Origin of the sequence: Kordiimonas gwangyangensis DSM 19435 = JCM 12864 (genome assembly GCF_000375545.1) — a bacterium.
Taxonomy (GTDB): Bacteria; Pseudomonadota; Alphaproteobacteria; order Sphingomonadales; family Kordiimonadaceae; genus Kordiimonas; species Kordiimonas gwangyangensis.
The window spans coordinates 467,104-485,669 of record NZ_AQXF01000001.1; the positions used below are offsets into that span (position 1 = coordinate 467,104).

An 18,566-nucleotide genomic window follows, 5' to 3' on the forward strand; every position below is an offset into this window, starting at 1 on the left:
GAAAATCGCGGCTGGGCGGGGGCAAGTCAAGTAAATTTACCTAAGCAGCGCGTAGCGGAAGCTTGCTTGACGGCAGCGCCAGAAGCCCGTAAGCCAAGCGCCATGAAAATGAGCGCCCGCATACCCGCAAGCCTTGATGCCTTCGCGACCGAGAAGCTCAACGCGCTTGAAGCCAAAAACCAACGCCGCCGCCTTGTCTCAAGCGCGCGCACGGACGGCATGGCCATGCGCGTGGAAGGCGGGCCGGAGCTCATCAGCTTCACCGATAATGATTACCTTGGCCTCTCCACCCACCCTGAGGTGATTGAGGCCGCGCGGGAAGCCACCAGCCGCTTTGGCGCCGGCGCGGGCGCGAGCCGCCTTGTGACCGGCAACCACCCGCTTTACGCCGCGCTTGAAGAAAGCCTCGCCCGTATCAAGGGCACGGAGGACGCCTGTGTGTTCGGCTCAGGTTACCTCGCCAATGTGGGCATCATCCCCACCCTTGTCGGCGCGGGTGACCTGATCATCGCGGACGAGTTGGTGCACACCTGCATCCATGCGGGCATGCAGCTATCCAAAGCTACGGTACGCTTCTTCCGCCACAGCGATGTGGCGCACGTGCGCGATATCCTTCAGGCCGAGCGTGCAAGCTTTGGCCGCGCACTCATCGTGGTGGACGGTGTCTATTCCATGGACGGCGACATCGCACCGCTCAAAGAGCTGGGTGCCCTCGCAGCAGACTATGACACCTGGTTGATGAATGACGATGCGCACGCGCTTGGCACCATCGGCAGCGGGCGCGGCAGCGCACACGCGTGCGACGCCGCGCATCTGGTGCCGCTGCAGATGGGCACGCTTTCAAAAGCCGTCGGCTCCTATGGTGGCTATCTGGCCGCCAGCGAACCGGTCGTTGACCTCATGCGCACCCGTGCGCGGTCTTTCATTTACACAACCGGCCTGCCGCCTGCCGCAGTGGGTGCGGCCATCAAAGCGCTGGAACTGATTGAAAATGACGCGGAACTGGTGGCCCGGCCCACGAGGCTCGCACAAGGTTTTGCTGCCGCGCTCAATCTGCCGCGCCCAGAGACACCGATTGTGCCGCTGGTGATCGGAACTGAAAGCGACGCACTTGCCGCCTCTGCCGCATTAGCCGAGCAAGGCTTCAAAGTCATCGCCTTCCGTCCACCAACGGTGGCTGAGGGCACCTCGCGCCTGCGTTTCAGCTTCTCGGCCAGCCACCGCGATGCGGATGTCGACCGGCTTATCGAGACCTGCCGCGCGCTTGGCCTTGGAGGGAACGCATGAGCGGATTTTTCATCACCTCCAGCGGGACCGAGATCGGCAAAACCTTGGTGACCGCTGCACTTTGTTATCAGCTCCGGCAGGCAGGCAAGCCGGTGACGGCGCTCAAGCCCATCATCAGCGGCGTCACCGATGACGCGATGGAAGGCACGGACACCGCGATCATCGCGGACGGCCTCGGCCTTGAACTGACGCCGGATGTGGTGAACCAAATTTCGCCTTTCCGCTACAAGGCCCCGCTCGCGCCCGTTATGGCGGCGGAACTTGAAGGCCGCACGCTGGACTATGATGCCCTTATAGGCGTGTGCCGCAACAGCCTTGAAGCGAACCCCTTCACCCTTGTTGAAGGGGTCGGTGGGTCGTTTGTGCCGCTTGTGGGCAAAACGCTGGTGACCGACTGGATATCCGACCTTGGCCTGCCGTCCCTGATGGTGGTGGGCAGCTATCTGGGCACCATCTCCCACACGGTGGCGACATTTGAAGCCATGCGGGCACGCGGCCTGGAGACCCGAGGCATAATCGTCAGCGAAAGCGCGGGTGACGAGCATCCGGACCTTGAGCGCACCGCACGCGAGATCGCCTCGCTCACCGGCGTGCCTACCCTCACCATCCCCCGCATCAAGGCCGACCGGCCATGGCGGCACGCGCCCGACCTGCTGCCGCTGGTCGGTATTTGATACCCACATCCGGCAAGCCTTACCGGCTGGCGGCATGCCCTGCCCGGCAGCTTTGACCCGGTGCCCGCATCCACGTTCCCGGCATCCCCGGCAAGACCTTGAAATCCCTATGCTCGGCAAACTGGCACGGCCATTGCTGATAAGGGTTCAAGTTTCAACTGCTGCCAAGCACTGCTCAGAGGACCCGGATCATGCAACAGTCACTGCCGTTTGACCCCAACTATTATTTTGGCCTTGTCGCTGACAATCTGCTGAAAAACCTGGGGCCCAAAGCGCTGGTCTATGCTGACGAGGCGCTCTCGAAGATGAAAGCGATCGGTGACAAGGAAGGTTTCGACCTCTGGCTCTCCATCCACGAACACCTGACGACCAAAGCCGCGGATTGCTTCAGAAGCGACGGCACGGTCTACCACTAGAATTACCGAGATAAGGACGGGCCACTCTCAGCACCCGGCACCCAACCGGCCTGTCCTTCGACCGGGACATACCCAATCCCGGTCACCAGCCCGCCCCTCACCCAAGGGGCGGGCTTTACCTTTTCTTGGGAAACTTTCCCACACTTTTGACAAATCTTGAATTTTTCATCTATCTTTCACTTGCTTGATGTGCGGAGGTTGTGCACTACTTCCTGCCAAAGCCTATAAGATCAGATCACCAGTTGGAGACTGTTTGTGGACAATGTGAGCACGCTCATTGGCCAGTTGGAAACAGCAACGACCAGCCATGAAGTATGGCAGCATTTCCTCGACTTCATTGCGGATCGGGGCTTCAAATGCGCCACCTATGGCTATTCCTACGCGCCGATAAACACCCCCGTTGAAGAAGAGAACGGCAAGGACACCCATGTTCGTGTCTCACTCGCTGGCCGCACCTGGATCACCTCCATGCCCAAGGAAGGCGTGGAAGAATACCAGAGCCGCCACTACGAAAAGGTGGACCCGATGATCCACCAGATCGAGAAACGCTCCATGCAGCCGCTCTATATGGCGCGGGAGCTTCTTGATCCCAACGACCCGAACTTCAAGGGTTTCGACTTTATCCTGCAGCGCGCCGAGCATTACGGCATCTTCTCCGCCGTTGGTTTTCCGCTGCGTCACGCGTTTGGTCGCGGGCACGGGGAAGTTACGCTCCATGCCGCCCACCGCATTGATAAACTGAAGGAAATCATGAAGATGCATGGGGACGAGGTTCACCTCGCCAGCATCTATATGCACACATTCTACCAACCGCTGGAACGGAAGGAGCGCGCGGCGCGCCTTGGTATCAAGGGCCGCCCGCATGAGGTGTTGCAGCAGCTCAACGCGGGGCTGACAAACGGACAGATCGCGCTGCGCCTTGGCGTGAGCGCACCCACCGTGTCCTTCCATATCAAGGAACTGAAGGAAGCGCTGGCCGTCACCTCCACCCGTGAAATCCTGCCGAGTGCCATGCGCCTCGGTATCCTCGACGACTGATTTTCGCGTGTCCGCACACTGTGCGGAAAGTGTGCGGCTTTTGTGCGGAATGTGCGCGGGTTTTGTGCAAGTTCCGCGCGCAAGAATTGCACGCGTCATTAACCGCCTATTGAGAAATTTTCGCTACTGTGAAATCTATCAACGACGATGTGTGACATGTGGGCGTGTTCTCCCCGCATTCAAGGTTTTGGGTACCATGGAACAAATAGACGAGAGATTTTCCGCAACCGTGGACGCCACCGGGCTCGCCTGCCCGATGCCGGTCCTGCGGGCGCGCCGCAAGCTGGATGAGATTGCCGAGGGCGAGTTGCTGCTCGTGATCGCGTCCGACCCCGCCTCCATGCATGACATGCCGGCCTTCTGCTCAATGGCAGGGCACACGCTCCTTATGGCGCGTGTGGAAGAAGGCCAATATCACTATGAGATCCGCAAAGGGAAGGACGCCGCGTAAAACCGGTGGGCGATTATTTCTTGCCCATGATGCCCGCGAGCCAACCAGCCCCAAGCGCCACAAACACCGCGACCAAACCATAGAAGAACGGCCATTCGTGCGCAAAGGTATAGGCCGCGCGCTCGAAACCCTCTTTGTCCACATGCATATTGATGCGGTGGCGGGCTTTCATGCTGCCTTTCTGGAACACGAATGTCTCGACGATAAACTCGCCGATCGGCACGTTGGCGGGCAAATGCACGTCGGTGCGGAAAAGGCCTTCGTCAACAATCGCTACGGTATCGAGCTCCTGCCTATAGAGGCCCTCGCCGGTACGCAGGCGGAAAAGTGCGTCGCGGAATTCGGGCGGTGGCACAGTAAGGCCACGGCCAGTGCCGCTGTCAGCCACAAGCGGCAGGTTCTTGAACCCGATACCGTAACTTGCAAACGCCACAGGCGAGGCAATTTCCTCGAGCGAGCGGGAGGCCGCCACCGCATAATACCCGGGTGCTGAAGGGAAGCGCATGGCATCGCTATTGACCCAGATGCCGCCAACCCGTTCCTTGCGACGTACAATGGCCGGTTCTTCAGGCCCACGCACCACGATCACCACGTCATACTCATCGCGCAGCGTGTTGATACTGGTGGCCCCCACGGCGCCAAACAGGATGAGCTCCGCCCCGTTGAAGCTATAGCGAATTTCAATACGGCGGCTCGAGAGGTCGGTCACCAGCGCCTGAGCGCTACCGGCAAGACCGATGAGAAGCGAGACGAAGAGCACGAGGGACCGCATCACTGTGCCCCCTCGAAACTGGTGACTTCCGCGACGGAATAAAGCTCGTCCGGCTCCACCACAAGGCCAAGGCCCATCTTGACGCCGACGAGCAGTACCATGAGGGCGAGGAGCGCCCGCAACTGCTCAGCCTTCAGGCGGAGGCCGATGCGCGCGCCGATTTGCGCGCCGATCACGGCACCCGGCAGCAGCAGGAGCGCGAGGAAGATATCAACCGTCTGGGTATTGACGGAGTGGAAGATAGTCGTGAGCGCGGTGACGAATATGATCTGAAAGAGGCTGGTGCCCACCACCACATTGGTGCGCATGCCAAGAAGATAGATCATCGCCGGGATCATTACGAAGCCGCCGCCCACCCCCATGATGGCCGAAAGGAAGCCGACAAAAAAACCGACAGCGAGTGGCAACAGCGCCGAAATATAAAGGTGCGATTTGCGGAAGCGCATTTTAAACGGCAGCGCGTGAATCCATGCCTTGTGCCGATCCTCGCGCGGCTTGCGTGGCGGCACATAGCCGCGGCGTTGCCACATGATGGCGCGCAGGCTTTCCCACAGCATCAGGCCGCCCACGACGCCAAGGAACAGCACATAGGCGATGGCGATCATCAGGTCCACCTGCCCTGTCAGGCGCAGATAGGTGAACACCTGTGCACCGACAAAGGCACCAACGGCACCGCCCGCAATGAGCACAATGCCCATCTTGACGTCGACACCCTGCCGCCGCCAGTGCGCGAGCGCGCCCGAGACACTTGCCGCCGTAATCTGGTTGGACTGCGTAGCCACCGCGACCGTGGGCGGAACGCCTGCAAAAATAAGAAGCGGCGTCATCAGGAAGCCGCCGCCCACACCAAAAATTCCGGAAAGGAAACCGACAATAGCCCCCATGCCAATCACGATGAAGATATTCATCGAAAGTTCGGCGATGGGCAGGTAAAGCGGCATATGAAGACTGATCCCAACAGGCCAGCAAAGGTTTATGTATTTTTCCTACCTAAACTAGCGCCGGAATGCAAACACTGCCGCTCCCCTTCATGATTTATCTCGGTTCCGGATTTGCCACCTTAGAGCGCTTCGGCGCCTTTGGAATTGCGGCGGCCGTGGCGGGCAAGCGCATCTTCCATCGCGGGTGCGAGGCGCCCCGTGAGCCAAAGCGATAGCATCTTATAGTCGCCAATAAGCGACCAGCGCGCATAATCGAAGGTTGCAGGGCGGTTCTTTTCAAAAACAAAATGACCAACCCAGGCGAAACCGTAGCCCACAACCGGGTACACCAGCAGCAGCCACCATGTCTGACTAAAGATGGCGTAGAGGAAAATAGCGGTCGCGATCAGGGTGCCAGCATAGTGCAAACCCCGGCAGACCGGGTCTGAATGCTCAGCCAGATAGTAGGGGAAAAACTCCCGGAAACTGTCGAATTTTGGTGCCATAATTGCCTCCCGATAGCGCGAGTCGCGCTGATTTCACTCCCCCACGGGCTGGATGGCCCGCTCTAATCAAACTGCAACGTCCAGAAAATATAGTGCGAAAGCAGGCATGTAGCAAATTTCCGATCCGCTTCACTTGACGTTGACGTAAACGTAAACTACGTAATGAGGCACATTAAAGGGAAGGTTACCAATGCGAGCGGTGAAATCCGACACCTATTCCATCAAGGAACTGGCGTGCGAATTTGGCGTGACGCCGCGCACGCTCCGTCATTATGAAGACCAGGGCCTCTTAACCCCAGAGCGCCAGGGCCAGAACCGTATCTACCATGCCAATGACCGCGTGCGGCTGGCGTGGATCCTGCGCGGCAAACGCGTGGGTTTCTCCCTTCAGGAAATCGGCGAGATGCTCGACCTTTATGACATCGGCGACGGGCGTGAGACCCAGCGCTCGGTCACGGTTGAGAAGTGCCGGTCGCGCATCCGCGCGCTTGAAGAGCAGCGGGACGACATCAACGCCACCATCGATGAACTGCAGGAGTTCTGCGAGCTGATCGCGAATCTCGTGCGGGACAATAAAAACGACCAGTGGATCAGGCGCGATACCGGCGAACCGCTTCGCCATTATCCGCCCAGAAACTGATCCGAAACTGATGACACACTGAAAAGCGCAACGTTCGCGCAGTCACATAATCAAACAACAATCGTCATAGACATAGTTGAGGTAAAAAATGCCAATCTATCGTGCCCCCGTGAAAGACATGAACTTCATCCTGAATGAAGTGCTGAACATCGGCAAATATTCGAACCTGCCGGGTTATTCGGAAGTGAGCCCGGACCTTGTCTCCGCCATCCTCGAGGAAGGCGCCAAGTTCTGTGAAAACGAGCTTCAACCGCTTAATTACAGCGGCGACCGTGAAGGCTGCACGCGCCATGACGACGGTTCGGTGACCACGCCGAAGGGCTTCAAGGAAGCCTATGCGAAATTTGTCGAGGGTGGCTGGTCCGGCCTGACCCAAAGCCCTGAATACGGCGGCCAAGGCCTGCCCCACGTGCTTGGCTTCTGTTTTGAAGAGATGATGATCTCCTCGAACCACGCGTTCGCCATGTATCCGGGCCTGTCGGCAGGCGCTATGGCGGCCATCTCCATTGACGGCTCGGACGAGCAGAAACAGAAATTCCTGCCGAAAATGGTTGAAGGCACCTGGACCGGCACGATGAACCTCACCGAACCGCATTGCGGTACCGACCTTGGCATGCTGCGCACGAAGGCCGAGCCACAGGCCGACGGTTCCTACAAAATCTCCGGCACCAAGATTTTCATCTCCGCCGGTGACCATGATCTCTCCGAGAACATCATCCACCTTGTACTCGCGCGCACACCTGATGCACCGGGCGGTGTGAAGGGTATCTCCCTCTTTATCGTGCCGAAATACACAGTGAATGAGGACGGCAGCGTGGGTGAGTTCAACAATGTGAACACTGCTTCCATTGAAGAGAAGATGGGCATTCACGGCAACTCCACTTGCGTGCTGAACTACGACGGCGCCAAGGGCTACCTGATTGGTGAACTGAACAAGGGCCTGCGCTCCATGTTCATCATGATGAACGCGGCGCGTATTGGTGTGGGCATGCAGGGCCTCGCCAACTCGGAAGTGGCGTACCAGAACGCGGCGGAATATGCGCGTGACCGTATTCAGGGTCGTTCGCTCACCGGACCGAAGAACGCTGATGGCCCGGCAGACCCGATCATCGTGCACCCGGACGTGCGCCGCATGCTGATGAACGCGAAGGCATTCAACGAGGCATCACGCGCGGCATCGCTGTGGTGTGGTGTGCTTGTTGACCTGATGCACAGCGCCGAAACCGAGGAAGAACGCCAGTGGGCGGAAGACATGGTTGGCCTCCTCACCCCGATCATCAAGGGTGTGTTCACCGACCGTGGCTTTGAGTATTGCGTCTCCAGCCAGCAGGTGTTCGGTGGTCACGGCTATATTGCCGAGCACGGCATGGAACAGTTTGTGCGCGATGCACGTATCGCCCAGATCTATGAAGGCGCAAACGGCATTCAGGCGCTTGACCTTGTCGGTCGCAAGCTGCCGGCAAACGGTGGCCGGGCTGTGCAAGCCTTCTTCAAATATGCCGCTGAAGTCCGTGAAAGCGCCAAAGGCGATGACCGCCTGCGCCCCTTCACCGACGCACTCGGCTCCGGCCTCAAGGACCTGACGCAAGCCACCATGTGGCTGATGCAGAACGGCATGGCCAACCCGGATAACGCGGGTGCTGCCTCCACGCCTTACATGCACCTCTTTGGTCATGTGCTTCTGGGCCTGATGTGGACCCAAATGGCGAAAGTTGCCGCTGATGCACTGGACGCAGGCACGGGCGACGCTAGTTTCTACGAGAACAAGATTGCAACCGGCCGTTACTACGTCAAACGCCGCATGCCGGAGATCAAGGCGCTGCTCGCCGAAATCGAAACCGGTGCGGAAGACGTAATGGCCCTCGACGCCGCCAATTTCTAAACCCCTGACGGGAAGACAAGGGAGTTATAGACGAAATGACTGAAGCTTATATTTATGATGCCGTGCGCACACCGCGCGGTCGTGGCCGGGCTGATGGCTCGCTCCACGAAATCACCCCGGTTCAGCTCGGCACGCAAGTGCTGCAAGCCATCCGTGAACGTACCGAAATCGATACCGAGAACGTTGACGACGTAGTGTTCGGCTGCGTGTCGCCGGTGGGTGAGCAAGGCGCGAACATCGCGCGTGTCTCCGCCATCAACGCGGGCTACGCTGAAACCACAGCCGGTTTCCAGGTCAACCGTTTCTGCGCATCCGGCCTTGAGGCTGTGAACATCGCGGCGGCAAAAGTTATGTCCGGCGAGGCTGACATGGCCATCGGTGGCGGTGTCGAAAGCATGAGCCGCGTACCCATGGGCAGCGACGGCGGCGCATGGCCGGTGGACCCCAGCGTGGCGTTCCACAGCTACTTCGTGCCGCAGGGCATCTCCGCTGACCTTATCGCCACCAAATACGGCCACAGCCGTGACGATGTGGACGCTTACGCGGTTGAAAGCCAGAAGCGCGCCAAAGCCGCGTGGGACGACAAGCGTTTCTCGAAATCCATCATCCCGGTGAAGGACGTTGTGGGCATGACCGTGCTGGACCATGACGAGTTCATGCGCCCGGAGACCACCATGCAGTCGCTCGGTGCGCTGAAGCCTTCGTTCGCGCAGATGGGCGAATTTGGTTTTGATAACGTCGCGATCCAGAAATACCCGGAGATTGAGCGTATCAACCACGTGCACCACGCCGGTAACTCCTCCGGCATCGTGGACGGCGCTGCCGCCATCCTCGTGGGCTCGAAGGAAATGGGTGAGAAGTTTGGCCTGAAGGCCCGCGCGCGCATCCGTTCGATGGCGTCTGTGGGCTCCGAGCCGACCATCATGCTCACCGGCCCATCCTTCGCGGCTGAAAAAGCGCTCAAACGCGCTGGTATGAGCACGTCCGACATCGACATCTGGGAGCTCAATGAGGCTTTCGCGTCCGTGGTGCTGCGTTTCATGGAAGCGCTCAATATCGACCACAAGGATATCAACGTGAACGGCGGCGCCATCGCCATGGGTCACCCGCTGGGTGCCACTGGCGCCATGGTGCTCGGCACGGTGCTGGATGAGCTTGAGCGCACGGGTAAATCCACCGCGCTTGCCACGCTCTGCATCGGTGCGGGCATGGGCACCGCCACCATCATCGAACGCGTATAACAAAGCGAAAGGGAGAGACCATAATGACTGAGACCATTCGCTACGAAGTTGATGGCGACGGCATCGCGCTTCTGACCATCGACCTGCCGAACACCGGTATGAACGTATTTAACGCGCAACTGATCGAAGACCTCGAGACCTGCGTGAACAAGGTGCTTGAAGATGACGCCGTCAAAGGCGCTGTCATCACCTCGGGCAAGGAAGCTTTCCTCGCGGGCGCTGACCTCAACATGCTGGGCGCACAAGCGGGTGCCGAGCAGACGCCAGAGGAAGCTTTTGAAGGCGCGTTCCGCCTCAATAAAATCCTCCGTCTCATTGAGACCGGCGGCAAGCCGCGCAAGGAACTGGCGCTTCAGGGCACCAAGCCGTTCGCGGCAGCTGTGAACGGCCTCGCGCTCGGTGGCGGGTTCGAGCTTGTGCTCGCGTGCCACTACCGTGTGATCACCGACAGCCCGAAGATGCAGCTTGGCTTCCCGGAAGTGCAGGTTGGCCTGCTGCCGGGCGCGGGCGGCACCCAGCGCCTGCCGCGCCTTGTCGGCATTCAGGCAGCGGCGCAAGCCATCACCACCGGCAAGCCCTATAACGGCCAGGTTGCCCTCGGCCTTGGTATCGCTCAGGAGATGGCACCGACCGACCAGGTGGTTGAAAAAGCCAAGGCATGGGTCAAGAAATCCCCATCCGCGCTGGCACCGTGGGACAAGAAGGGCTTCAAATATCCGGGCGGCGCAGGTGCCATGAACCCGGCAGCCGTTCAAACCTTCATCGGCGCAAACGCCATGGCGCAGAAGCAGACCCAGCACAACTACCCGGCTGTGCAGGCGATCCTGTCGTGCCTTTATGAAGGCGGCATTGTTGATTTCGACACCGCGATCCGCATCGAGAGCAAATATTTCATGACGCTGCTTGCCGGTTCCGTGGCGCCGAACATGATCCGTTCGCTCTTCATCAACAAGCAAGCGGTTGAAAAAGGGTCGCTGCGCCCGAAAAACATTGAGCGCAAGACCGTCAAGCGCCTTGGCATGCTGGGCGCGGGCCTGATGGGCGCAGGTGTGGCTTATGTGTCCGCCAAGGGCGGCATGGATGTGGTACTTCTGGACCGTGACATGGCTTCGGCTGAAAAAGGCAAGGACTACAGCCGCAAGCTCGTTGAAAAAGACATCGGCCGCGGCAAGCTCACCAAGGAAAAAGGCGATGCCTTCCTTGAGCGTATCATCCCGACCGACAATTATGATGACCTCAAGGACTGCGACCTCATCATCGAGGCCGTGTTCGAAGCCGAGGACATCAAGAAGGACGTGACCGAGAAAACCGAAGCCGTTATCGGCAAGGATGTTGTGTTTGCTTCAAACACATCGACGCTGCCGATCACCGGCCTCGCCAAGAACTTCACCCGTCCGCACCAGTTTATCGGCATTCACTTCTTCTCGCCGGTTGAGAAGATGCCGCTGGTCGAGATCATCATGGGTGAGAAGACCGACGACGCAACCCTCGCGCTCGCGCTTGATTACGTTTCCCAAATCCGCAAGACGCCGATTGTCGTGAACGACAGCCGCGGCTTCTACACCAGCCGCTGCTTCGGCACCTACGTGCAGGAAGGTTATGCGATGGTCAAGGAAGGCGTGAACCCGGCGCTCATTGAGAACGCAGGCAAGATGGCCGGCATGCCGGTTGGCCCCTTGGCAGTGGGTGACGAAGTAGCGATCGACCTGTCCTACAAGGTGGGCATGGCGACGCGCAAGGCGCTCGGCGACAAATATGTGCCCTCGCCCGCGGACGGCTTTGTCGAGAAAATGGTCACCGAGCTTGAGCGTTTCGGCCGCAAGAACGGCAAGGGTGCCTACGTGTACCCCGAGGACGGCAGCCCGAAACACCTGTGGCAGGGCCTGAGCGAACACTTCCCGCTCGCCGACGACCAGCCCAGCGTGGATGAGGTGAAATCCCGCCTCATGATCCGCCAGGCCATCGAATGTGCACGCTGCTTCGAGGAAGGTGTACTTCGTGACACCGCATCAGGCGACATTGGTGCCATCTTCGGTTGGGGCTTCGCACCGTTCACCGGCGGCCCGTTCAGCTTCATCGACACCATGGGCGTGGACGAGTTTGTGCGCGAGGCTGACCGACTTGCCCAGACCTACGGCCCCCGCTTCACGCCGCCGCAACTGCTGCGTGACATGGCCGCAAACGGTGAGACTTTCTACACCAAAGGCGACAGCCGCGGTCGCATCCCAGGCAAAAAAGCCGCCTAAACATCACACCGCATCCGTCTTATCTGGCGTGTGCCGAGTAAAAGAAACCGCTCCGTGGCTTCCCACGGGGCGGTTTTTTTACGCCTAGCAATGTACAAAATTCTTTACATCATGTCTGCCTACGCTTACATAGTGACTATGTAAAAAATACCTGACATCAAGGACAGGATTTTTGACATGGATAAAAACCGATAACACGGCCCGGGAAAACGACAGCGGGGCCAAGCGAGGCAAGGAGCAATACAATGGGTTTTAATGAGAGAAGTTATATCGGTGTGCTCGTCGCCACCGTTCTGGTTTACGGCTGGTATTTCATTGAGGCATATGGGCTTGCGAGCGCTGGTGAAACGGCTATCAGCCAATTCGGCCCCACCATGTGGACCATGGTCGCCGCCCATATTGTGCTCGTGATAGCGATGATGGTCCTGACCGCGATCCTCAGCCGCCGAAAAGGTGAAGAGCTGGAGTTTGATGAACGTGACAATATCATTGAAATGAAGGCCGAACGTATCGGCAGCTACATGCAGGGTTGCGGCCTGTTTGCGGTCCTTGTGCTGGTGATGCTGGAATACAGCAGCTTCGCTATCGCTCACACCATTCTTGCCGTGATGGCCGTGAGTGTCATCATCTCCTTCAGCATGCGGCTGTACCTCTACCGCAAGGGCGCGTGAGATGGCGAAAGCAACCAAGATCAGCAATAACATCCGCACGCTCAGATTCATGGCGGGCGAGATGACGCAAGCCGAGCTTGCGAAGAAGATCGGCATGACACGCCAGACCATCATTGCCATCGAGCAGGGGCGCTATTCGCCCTCCCTCGAAGCCGCGTTCGAGATTGCCCGCGCGCTGAATGCCCCGCTTGAAGAAGTGTTCCAATATGGCGGTGATACACCTGACGAAGACAGTAAAGACTGAGTGTTTCGTCAGTCTTCTACCACCAGAACCCATGCGCCGGGGTCGATCGGGTCCTTGAAGATGCGGTCAGCCCCGCCACCGCCATAGTCGGAGACACTGCCAGCAGCGGCTGGAACCTTGAACACCGTGGCCCGCTTGCCAAGGTTATGGTTGTAGTGGTCGCGCGCACCGATGGCGCCTGCTTCCGAGTCATAGGTTTCAAGTTTCGCCATGGTTCCCCCCTATTTCTGAACTTCAGTCGCGAGCCGTGCCAGGCACTGGAACTTTTGGGCCTTCATCTCGGCAAGGAACTGTTTGACACTGTGCTGGTCGAGCGCCGAGAGCGCCGCATCATCACAGGCACCAACGCCAATTTTGCTGGCAAGTGCCGCGCGTTTGGCAGGGTCTACCGGGTCTGCGTTAGCACCCAAAATCGCCTTCGCGGCCAATTCGCCCGCATCGATGGTGCCAGCATATTTGGCAGCATTGGCTTTCTCAGCCGCAATGCGCGCTTCAGCCTCCGCCTTCATGGCATCAGCCGCTTTGCCCGCCGCATCCGCCTTGGCCGCCGTATCGCCACCAGCCTGCACAACGTTCGCACCGCCCGATAGCGCCAGCGCCTGTGCCGCAATGCCGGTGGCAAAATACTGCGCCAAGGTTACTTCACCGCTATTGGCCGTTGCACCGACATCCGCGCCAAAGGAAGCGAGCGTGGAATAGCTGTCCTTGTCCGTCCCGTCATGGCTTGCTTCAAACTTGCAGGTGGAAAGGTCTACCTTCACCGCGCCGCCTGAGCCATTAACTGCGGTGCCCGGGCAGGGAGTAAGATCGCCACCCGTGGACACGCCCGTATTGGCGAGCACCGGCACAAATGCCGCTTCCTGACGGCCATACCCAATTTCGATGGTTGGGGTCTGGTTCGCGTCCTGCCCCACCTTGACGCCAAGGGTGGTGTTGGTGCCAAACACCAGTGTGTTGGAATGTTTGGTCATTTGCGTACAAGCCGCAAGGCTTAAGGCCACGGTGCCTATGAGCACACGGCTGAACACCTTCATTGGAACGATGTCAGGCATATCTTTTCCCCGTCTAACCCGGAGAGGATCTCACGGGCGTGTTTTGCTTGCGCATCAGAACGCACAATTACAATCAGGCTACAGGGTGCCTCGTCAGAGGGCGCTTCGCCCTCCCCAAGCGGGATGGGCACGATGACCTGCTCGCTCTCGCGCCAGCCGATCATCAGGCCATCTTCAAGGGCAATACCCGCGCTTTTGACCGCATAGGCATGGATGCGGCCGTCGCGCGACGGCACCTTCAACTCAACAAAACCAAAATACCGGTGGGTTTCCGCGTCACCTTCGCCGTCGGCGAGGTGAACGCTCGCGCAGGCAGGCGCGAGCATGAGCGCACATAGCCCCAGAACAGGCATCAGTCTCATGCGATTTTCCCCAAGCCACCTCGCGACACTTTTAGCAAAATGCGTGATTTTTTACAACTATAAGGAATTTAGGTCCGCGCGCCCGAATTTGATACGCACACACTTTGCACAGGCTCCGCACAGTCGTTATGCTGGGGGCGTATCCGCGTTCAAGAGGTCCCTATGGCATTCACGATCGACCCCCGTTTCCAGGAATTAGGCTTCCCCGTACATGTGGGCATGCTTGACTACAGCATTGAGGTGCGGCCGAGCGATGACACGCTCACGAACGCCATTGCAGACGGCGCGGGCCTGAGGATCGAGGAACTGATGGGTGAAGCAGCAAGCACCGACCCGGTGATTGCGGGCGTTCGTGCCGCCTTCAAGGCCTGCGGCAAGGACCCGAGCCGCTATCGGCCCTCCTCAGAAAGCCTCACCCGCCGGGTGATTGCGGGCAAAGGGCTCTATAAGGTCAATAATGTGGTCGACAGCGGCAACCTTGTCTCGCTGATGACCGGCATTCCCATTGGCTGTTATGACGCCGACAAGATTGAGGGCGACATTCGCCTGACCATCGGTGCGGCGGGTGAAAGTTATGACGGCATTGGCCGCGGCAAGGTAAACCTTGAAGGCCTGCCCCTCCTCGCGGACGAACGCGGCCCGTTTGGTAGCCCGTTTTCCGACAGCACCCGCACGGCGGTCGCAGAGGGCGCGAGCAAACTGATTTTTGTGGTCTATGGTCTCAATATCGATATCGCCCATGTGGAGGCAGCGGCCGAAATTGCTGACACCCTGATCACAGGTTTTTGCGCGCCCGCGCACTAAGGTGCCTTGACCGCCACACATTCAGCCGCTTAAATAATTTTGTTACTTTGTTACATATTTTGAGGATAAGGATGGGGATCACCTCTTCGCTCGGGCATTTCGCCAAGACAGCCGCCTGTTTTGCCACCCTTCTAATGTCAGGTGCCGCCGCGCATGCGGACGACACAGAACTTCTGAATGCAACCCTGATCACAAAACTGCATCTGGACCGCAGCGAGAGCCGCGCGCAGATGCTGGGTGCCTATCAGGTAACGTTCCGCAACACCGGCACAGAGCCCTTGAGCCGGGTGACCGTGCTACTGAACCCCGGTCTCAAGGTCATGAAAGTACAGGGTCCCGGCGGGCGAGCACTGCGCACCGCAAGCCGCACGGCGATGATTGCGGGCAAACCGGGCCTCAGCCTTGATGCCACCACCATCACCCTCGCCGAACCCGTGAACGCGGGCAGCCGGTACGAGATTGTGGTGCATTATAGCGGCAAGCTTGAAGACCTTTCGCTGATGGGGCTGGAGGAAGTGCGCGAAATCCTGAACCCCGATTTCACCATGCTGCGCGCGGAGGGCTTCGCCTACCCTGTGTTCGCGGACGCTGATTTTGCCTCCATTGAAGCCGCATGGCACCACGCGCCTTTCCATCAGGTCGCCTTTGTGGAAGTGAACGGGGAACAGAAGGTCGTTGGCAACCTTATGGTGGCTGAGAAGACCCTGAACGGCTCCAAAATCAATTATGAACTCAAAAGCGCGCAGCCGGTGGCGCCGCTCACCCTTGCGGTCGGGGACTATGAAAACCTGCGGTCGGGCAACCTGCTTGTAGCCTACCGCGCGGGCCAACGCACAGAGGCCGATGCGGTGCTTGAGCGTGTGGGTAGCGACATCGCTGCGCTGACCAACGTGTACGGCGAACCGCGCAGTGGTGCGGAACTCACCGTCGCCAGTGTGCGGGATGGCTACGGCAGCAGCTTTGGCCCCGGCCTTGCGCTGGTGCCCGATAGCCGGTTCGGCGCGGAACTGAGCCTTGGCCATGCGCTGACCGACATGTGGATGCTGAACCCCGCAAAAGTGCAAGGCCACTGGGCCACCGGCATCGACACCCTCATCCGCAGCCATGAGGCCGATAGCGCGGCGCTGCCAGCGCTCAAGGAAAAGCTGTTTGGTGACGCGCTCGCGCTTGTGAAAACAAATGCGACCGTGGGCAAAACCCCGCTCACCGACTTCACCGCCGCTGGCCTCAGGGCTGAAAGCGATGCGATGAGCACCCTCGCCTACGCCATGCTGCATGACATGCTGGGCGATGAGGCTTTCTGGTCCATCATCCGCGATTTCCGCTCCGAGATGGGCGCAGGCTATACGGACTTTGCCACCGTGGCCGACTATCTGACGCGCACGCTGCCGTCGAAACAGGCCAAAAAGCTGGTGCAAAACTGGTTTGAGAAGGGCCGCGCGGGCAAGGACCTCTCAAAGGCCAAAACATATGCGGAGCTTCTGAAGCTTTATCGCTAAGTTTGCTGGCCCTCAAAGCATTTCGGCCAATATTCATGGGCAAGTCGCACATGAGGGAGGTTTGCCATGGCTTATGAAACGCTTGACGTCACCATCAAGGACGGTGTTGCCCATGTGGCGATGAACCGGCCCGAGAAGCTGAATGCCATGAACGGCACCTTCTTCTCGGAAGTGGGCAAGGCGTTTAAAGCCCTTGATGCCAACCCGGACGTACGCGCGGTAGTGCTTTCCGGCAACGGCAAACATTTCACCGCGGGCCTCGACCTCAAGGAAAGCGCGAGCGTGCTGGGCGGCGCCGAAGGCGACCCCGCGCGGGTGCGCGACAAGCTCCGCCGTCATATCCTCTGGCTGCAGGACAGCTTCAATGCGGTGGATAATTGCCGCGTGCCGGTGATTGCCGCTATCCACGGCGCTTGTGTGGGCGGTGGGATCGATCTCATCGCCGCCTGCGATATGCGATTAGCAAGCGAAGATGCCTGGTTCTCCATCCAGGAAATCAATGTGGCTATCGTCGCGGACCTCGGCACCCTCCAGCGTGCGCCTTACCTATTGCCCCTCGGCATCCTCAAGGAACTGGCCTTTACCGGCCGCAAGATGCTGCCGGATGAAGCCCATAGGCTTGGTTTCATCAACCATGTGCACGCAGACAAGGACGCGACACTTGAGGCTGCCTTTAGCCTCGCACAAGAAATTGCATCCAAAAGCCCTCTTGCCGTCAGCGGTACAAAAGCGGTACTGAATTATGCACGCGACCATACGGTTGCGGACGGTCTGGACTATGTTGCAACATGGAATAGCGGTATGTTGCTCGGTGAAGACCTGATGAAAGCAGCGACCGCGACGCTGACGCGGCAAACTGCGGAGTTTGCACCGCTGCTGGCAAGCGACGCCCCGGCGTGACGCCCATAGGCTCCCCGGGTGCCTGAGAGGACATTTGGGGATGTTTGAGACTTTCATAGCCTGGGTACAGGAAAACGCCGACCTCATGGGCGGCCTTGGTACCCTGTGCGCGCTCACCATGTTCCTCTTCACCAATGGTCGTACCATGTATGAACGCTGGACGGCCAAGAAGCGCGGCGAGGGCCTGAGCAGCGCGAGCCTGCCCGGCCTTGGCTTTGTCGACGCCGCTCCGCCCGCGCCAGAATATGGTGGCCGCACGGCAGTCGCTGTCATGCCGTTCAAGGAAATGGGCGCGCTGCCGGACCATTTTGCCGAAGGCCTGATGGATGACCTGATCGCCGACCTGCAGGCCGCCAAGTTTGCCACCCCCGCCAAACGCGCGACCGAAAAACTGGCCGCGGACGGCATGGCACCACACGAGGTGGCGCGTGAACTGGGCACAAGTTTTGTGCTTGAGGGCAGCATCCGCATGCAGGACAACCGCTACCGCATCACGGTGCAGCTGCTTGACCGTACGTCCGCCACGCTCTGGTCCGACCGCATCAACATGACCGGCGATGATGTGATGGCCATTCAGGAAGCTGCCGCGCGCAAGATTGCGGACGCCATCACTGCGCTATCGAAAGGCGAAAGCCCGGATGAGACAGGTGAGACCGCCAAGGGCGGCGACGCGAAGCCATCCGCTTACCGCACACAAAGCGAAGCGCTCGCTGCGCGCTTCTCGCCCAAAAGCCGCCTTGTGGCGCTCTTGCTGGCGTTTTTTGTCGGCTACTTCGGCGTGCACCGCTTCTATGTCGGCCGCTGGCTGACCGGTATCCTTTATATCATCACCTTCGGGCTTTTTGGCATCGGCTGGCTGCTGGATATCCTGTTCATCCTTTTTGGCGCGCAAACAGACAGCAAGGGCCGGTTCATCCGCATCTGGCTGCCTGACGGGCCCCATACTGCCTCCAGCTGAGCC

Annotated in this window: 21 protein-coding genes; 15 read left to right on the plus strand and 6 right to left on the minus strand. The window is 59.2% G+C overall.

Annotated features, from left to right (window positions below; all coding sequences use genetic code 11):
• Nucleotides 1-108 precede the first annotated feature (108 nt).
• The 5 genes from B150_RS0102225 (at nt 109) to tusA (ending at nt 3,866) form a co-directional block, all read left to right on the plus strand.
• Nucleotides 109-1,287, plus strand: a complete 1,179-nt coding sequence (locus B150_RS0102225) for an aminotransferase class I/II-fold pyridoxal phosphate-dependent enzyme (protein ID WP_035922090.1) — start codon at nt 109-111, stop codon at nt 1,285-1,287.
• Nucleotides 1,284-1,961 carry a dethiobiotin synthase gene (bioD, locus tag B150_RS19405; RefSeq protein WP_020398250.1) on the plus strand — a complete coding sequence of 226 codons (678 nt, stop codon included), beginning with the start codon at nt 1,284-1,286 and terminating at the stop codon, nt 1,959-1,961. The genes B150_RS0102225 and bioD overlap by 4 nt, the downstream gene beginning before the upstream one ends.
• A 191-nt stretch (nt 1,962-2,152) precedes the next feature.
• Nucleotides 2,153-2,377 carry a hypothetical protein gene (locus B150_RS0102235; protein WP_020398251.1) on the plus strand — a complete coding sequence of 75 codons (225 nt, stop codon included), beginning with the start codon at nt 2,153-2,155 and terminating at the stop codon, nt 2,375-2,377.
• A gap of 255 nt (nt 2,378-2,632) precedes the next feature.
• On the plus strand, nt 2,633-3,415 hold the full coding sequence (locus B150_RS0102240) for a helix-turn-helix transcriptional regulator (RefSeq protein ID WP_020398252.1): 783 nt from the start codon (nt 2,633-2,635) through the stop codon (nt 3,413-3,415).
• A gap of 196 nt (nt 3,416-3,611) precedes the next feature.
• Nucleotides 3,612-3,866 (plus strand): sulfurtransferase TusA, encoded by a 255-nt coding sequence (tusA, locus tag B150_RS0102245; protein WP_025896990.1) that lies wholly within the window; start codon nt 3,612-3,614, stop codon nt 3,864-3,866.
• Between the two features lie 13 nt (nt 3,867-3,879).
• On the opposite strand, the gene B150_RS0102250 is transcribed toward tusA, so the two are convergent.
• From B150_RS0102250 to B150_RS19410, 3 genes are all read right to left on the minus strand, one after another.
• A complete protein-coding gene (locus B150_RS0102250) occupies nt 3,880-4,638 on the minus strand; it encodes a TIGR02186 family protein (protein WP_020398254.1) in 759 nt (252 codons plus the stop codon).
• On the minus strand, nt 4,638-5,579 hold the full coding sequence (locus B150_RS0102255) for a sulfite exporter TauE/SafE family protein (RefSeq protein ID WP_020398255.1): 942 nt from the start codon (nt 5,577-5,579) through the stop codon (nt 4,638-4,640). Before B150_RS0102255 ends, B150_RS0102250 begins: the two co-directional genes overlap by 1 nt.
• Before the next feature lie 119 nt (nt 5,580-5,698).
• Nucleotides 5,699-6,064, minus strand: coding sequence for an Mpo1-like protein (locus tag B150_RS19410; RefSeq protein ID WP_020398256.1), 366 nt, complete (start codon nt 6,062-6,064; stop codon nt 5,699-5,701).
• Between the two features lie 190 nt (nt 6,065-6,254).
• On the opposite strand from B150_RS19410, the gene B150_RS19415 reads away from it, so the two are divergent.
• The 6 genes from B150_RS19415 (at nt 6,255) to B150_RS0102290 (ending at nt 12,988) form a co-directional block, all read left to right on the plus strand.
• A complete protein-coding gene (locus tag B150_RS19415) occupies nt 6,255-6,704 on the plus strand; it encodes a MerR family transcriptional regulator (RefSeq protein WP_020398257.1) in 450 nt (149 codons plus the stop codon).
• 88 nt (nt 6,705-6,792) lie between these two features.
• Nucleotides 6,793-8,586 carry an acyl-CoA dehydrogenase C-terminal domain-containing protein gene (locus B150_RS0102270; RefSeq protein ID WP_020398258.1) on the plus strand — a complete coding sequence of 598 codons (1,794 nt, stop codon included), beginning with the start codon at nt 6,793-6,795 and terminating at the stop codon, nt 8,584-8,586.
• 35 nt (nt 8,587-8,621) lie between these two features.
• A complete protein-coding gene (locus B150_RS0102275; protein ID WP_020398259.1) occupies nt 8,622-9,827 on the plus strand; it encodes an acetyl-CoA C-acetyltransferase in 1,206 nt (401 codons plus the stop codon).
• Between the two features lie 23 nt (nt 9,828-9,850).
• Nucleotides 9,851-12,073: a 3-hydroxyacyl-CoA dehydrogenase NAD-binding domain-containing protein gene (locus B150_RS23505; RefSeq protein WP_020398260.1), complete on the plus strand. Its 2,223-nt coding sequence runs from the start codon at nt 9,851-9,853 to the stop codon at nt 12,071-12,073.
• A 245-nt stretch (nt 12,074-12,318) separates the two neighbouring features.
• Nucleotides 12,319-12,744, plus strand: coding sequence for a hypothetical protein (locus tag B150_RS0102285; protein ID WP_020398261.1), 426 nt, complete (start codon nt 12,319-12,321; stop codon nt 12,742-12,744).
• Between the two features lies 1 nt (nt 12,745).
• Entirely contained in the window at nt 12,746-12,988 is a 243-nt protein-coding gene (locus tag B150_RS0102290; RefSeq protein ID WP_020398262.1) for a helix-turn-helix transcriptional regulator, read from the plus strand.
• 8 nt (nt 12,989-12,996) lie between these two features.
• Here the strand turns inward: B150_RS0102290 and B150_RS0102295 are convergent, their stop codons facing one another.
• Genes B150_RS0102295 through B150_RS0102305 form a run of 3 tightly spaced genes read right to left on the minus strand, consistent with a single transcriptional unit; the run spans nt 12,997 to nt 14,402 of the window.
• Nucleotides 12,997-13,200, minus strand: coding sequence for a hypothetical protein (locus tag B150_RS0102295; RefSeq protein WP_020398263.1), 204 nt, complete (start codon nt 13,198-13,200; stop codon nt 12,997-12,999).
• 9 nt (nt 13,201-13,209) lie between these two features.
• The gene (locus B150_RS0102300; RefSeq protein WP_155859905.1) at nt 13,210-14,040 is read right to left on the minus strand and encodes a hypothetical protein; all 831 of its coding nucleotides are present in this window, start codon (nt 14,038-14,040) and stop codon (nt 13,210-13,212) included.
• Entirely contained in the window at nt 14,019-14,402 is a 384-nt protein-coding gene (locus B150_RS0102305) for a hypothetical protein (protein WP_020398265.1), read from the minus strand. Before B150_RS0102305 ends, B150_RS0102300 begins: the two co-directional genes overlap by 22 nt.
• 162 nt (nt 14,403-14,564) lie before the next feature.
• Here B150_RS0102305 and B150_RS19425 point away from each other — a divergent pair, with 162 nt between their 5' ends.
• From B150_RS19425 to B150_RS23355, 4 genes are all read left to right on the plus strand, one after another.
• Nucleotides 14,565-15,206, plus strand: coding sequence for a B3/B4 domain-containing protein (locus B150_RS19425; RefSeq protein WP_020398266.1), 642 nt, complete (start codon nt 14,565-14,567; stop codon nt 15,204-15,206).
• A gap of 71 nt (nt 15,207-15,277) precedes the next feature.
• Entirely contained in the window at nt 15,278-16,705 is a 1,428-nt protein-coding gene (locus B150_RS0102315; RefSeq protein WP_020398267.1) for a gluzincin family metallopeptidase, read from the plus strand.
• A 66-nt stretch (nt 16,706-16,771) separates the two neighbouring features.
• The gene (locus B150_RS0102320; RefSeq protein WP_020398268.1) at nt 16,772-17,605 is read left to right on the plus strand and encodes a crotonase/enoyl-CoA hydratase family protein; all 834 of its coding nucleotides are present in this window, start codon (nt 16,772-16,774) and stop codon (nt 17,603-17,605) included.
• Nucleotides 17,606-17,645: 40 nt separating this feature from the next.
• Nucleotides 17,646-18,563: an NINE protein gene (locus B150_RS23355; protein WP_211205916.1), complete on the plus strand. Its 918-nt coding sequence runs from the start codon at nt 17,646-17,648 to the stop codon at nt 18,561-18,563.
• Nucleotides 18,564-18,566 lie beyond the last annotated feature (3 nt).

Excerpts from the sequence above, each read along its gene's own strand:
- B150_RS0102225 (WP_035922090.1), top strand. The coding sequence starts at position 109 with ATGAGCGCCCGCATACCCGCAAGCCTTGATGCCTTCGCGACCGAGAAG.
- bioD (WP_020398250.1), top strand. The coding sequence starts at position 1,284 with ATGAGCGGATTTTTCATCACCTCCAGCGGGACCGAGATCGGCAAAACC.
- B150_RS0102235 (WP_020398251.1), top strand. The coding sequence starts at position 2,153 with ATGCAACAGTCACTGCCGTTTGACCCCAACTATTATTTTGGCCTTGTC.
- tusA (WP_025896990.1), top strand. The coding sequence starts at position 3,612 with ATGGAACAAATAGACGAGAGATTTTCCGCAACCGTGGACGCCACCGGG.
- B150_RS0102250 (WP_020398254.1), bottom strand. The coding sequence starts at position 4,638 with ATGCGGTCCCTCGTGCTCTTCGTCTCGCTTCTCATCGGTCTTGCCGGT.
- B150_RS0102255 (WP_020398255.1), bottom strand. The coding sequence starts at position 5,579 with ATGCCGCTTTACCTGCCCATCGCCGAACTTTCGATGAATATCTTCATC.
- B150_RS19410 (WP_020398256.1), bottom strand. The coding sequence starts at position 6,064 with ATGGCACCAAAATTCGACAGTTTCCGGGAGTTTTTCCCCTACTATCTG.
- B150_RS19415 (WP_020398257.1), top strand. The coding sequence starts at position 6,255 with ATGCGAGCGGTGAAATCCGACACCTATTCCATCAAGGAACTGGCGTGC.
- B150_RS0102270 (WP_020398258.1), top strand. The coding sequence starts at position 6,793 with ATGCCAATCTATCGTGCCCCCGTGAAAGACATGAACTTCATCCTGAAT.
- B150_RS0102275 (WP_020398259.1), top strand. The coding sequence starts at position 8,622 with ATGACTGAAGCTTATATTTATGATGCCGTGCGCACACCGCGCGGTCGT.
- B150_RS23505 (WP_020398260.1), top strand. The coding sequence starts at position 9,851 with ATGACTGAGACCATTCGCTACGAAGTTGATGGCGACGGCATCGCGCTT.
- B150_RS0102285 (WP_020398261.1), top strand. The coding sequence starts at position 12,319 with ATGGGTTTTAATGAGAGAAGTTATATCGGTGTGCTCGTCGCCACCGTT.
- B150_RS0102290 (WP_020398262.1), top strand. The coding sequence starts at position 12,746 with ATGGCGAAAGCAACCAAGATCAGCAATAACATCCGCACGCTCAGATTC.
- B150_RS0102295 (WP_020398263.1), bottom strand. The coding sequence starts at position 13,200 with ATGGCGAAACTTGAAACCTATGACTCGGAAGCAGGCGCCATCGGTGCG.
- B150_RS0102300 (WP_155859905.1), bottom strand. The coding sequence starts at position 14,040 with ATGCCTGACATCGTTCCAATGAAGGTGTTCAGCCGTGTGCTCATAGGC.
- B150_RS0102305 (WP_020398265.1), bottom strand. The coding sequence starts at position 14,402 with ATGAGACTGATGCCTGTTCTGGGGCTATGTGCGCTCATGCTCGCGCCT.
- B150_RS19425 (WP_020398266.1), top strand. The coding sequence starts at position 14,565 with ATGGCATTCACGATCGACCCCCGTTTCCAGGAATTAGGCTTCCCCGTA.
- B150_RS0102315 (WP_020398267.1), top strand. The coding sequence starts at position 15,278 with ATGGGGATCACCTCTTCGCTCGGGCATTTCGCCAAGACAGCCGCCTGT.
- B150_RS0102320 (WP_020398268.1), top strand. The coding sequence starts at position 16,772 with ATGGCTTATGAAACGCTTGACGTCACCATCAAGGACGGTGTTGCCCAT.
- B150_RS23355 (WP_211205916.1), top strand. The coding sequence starts at position 17,646 with ATGTTTGAGACTTTCATAGCCTGGGTACAGGAAAACGCCGACCTCATG.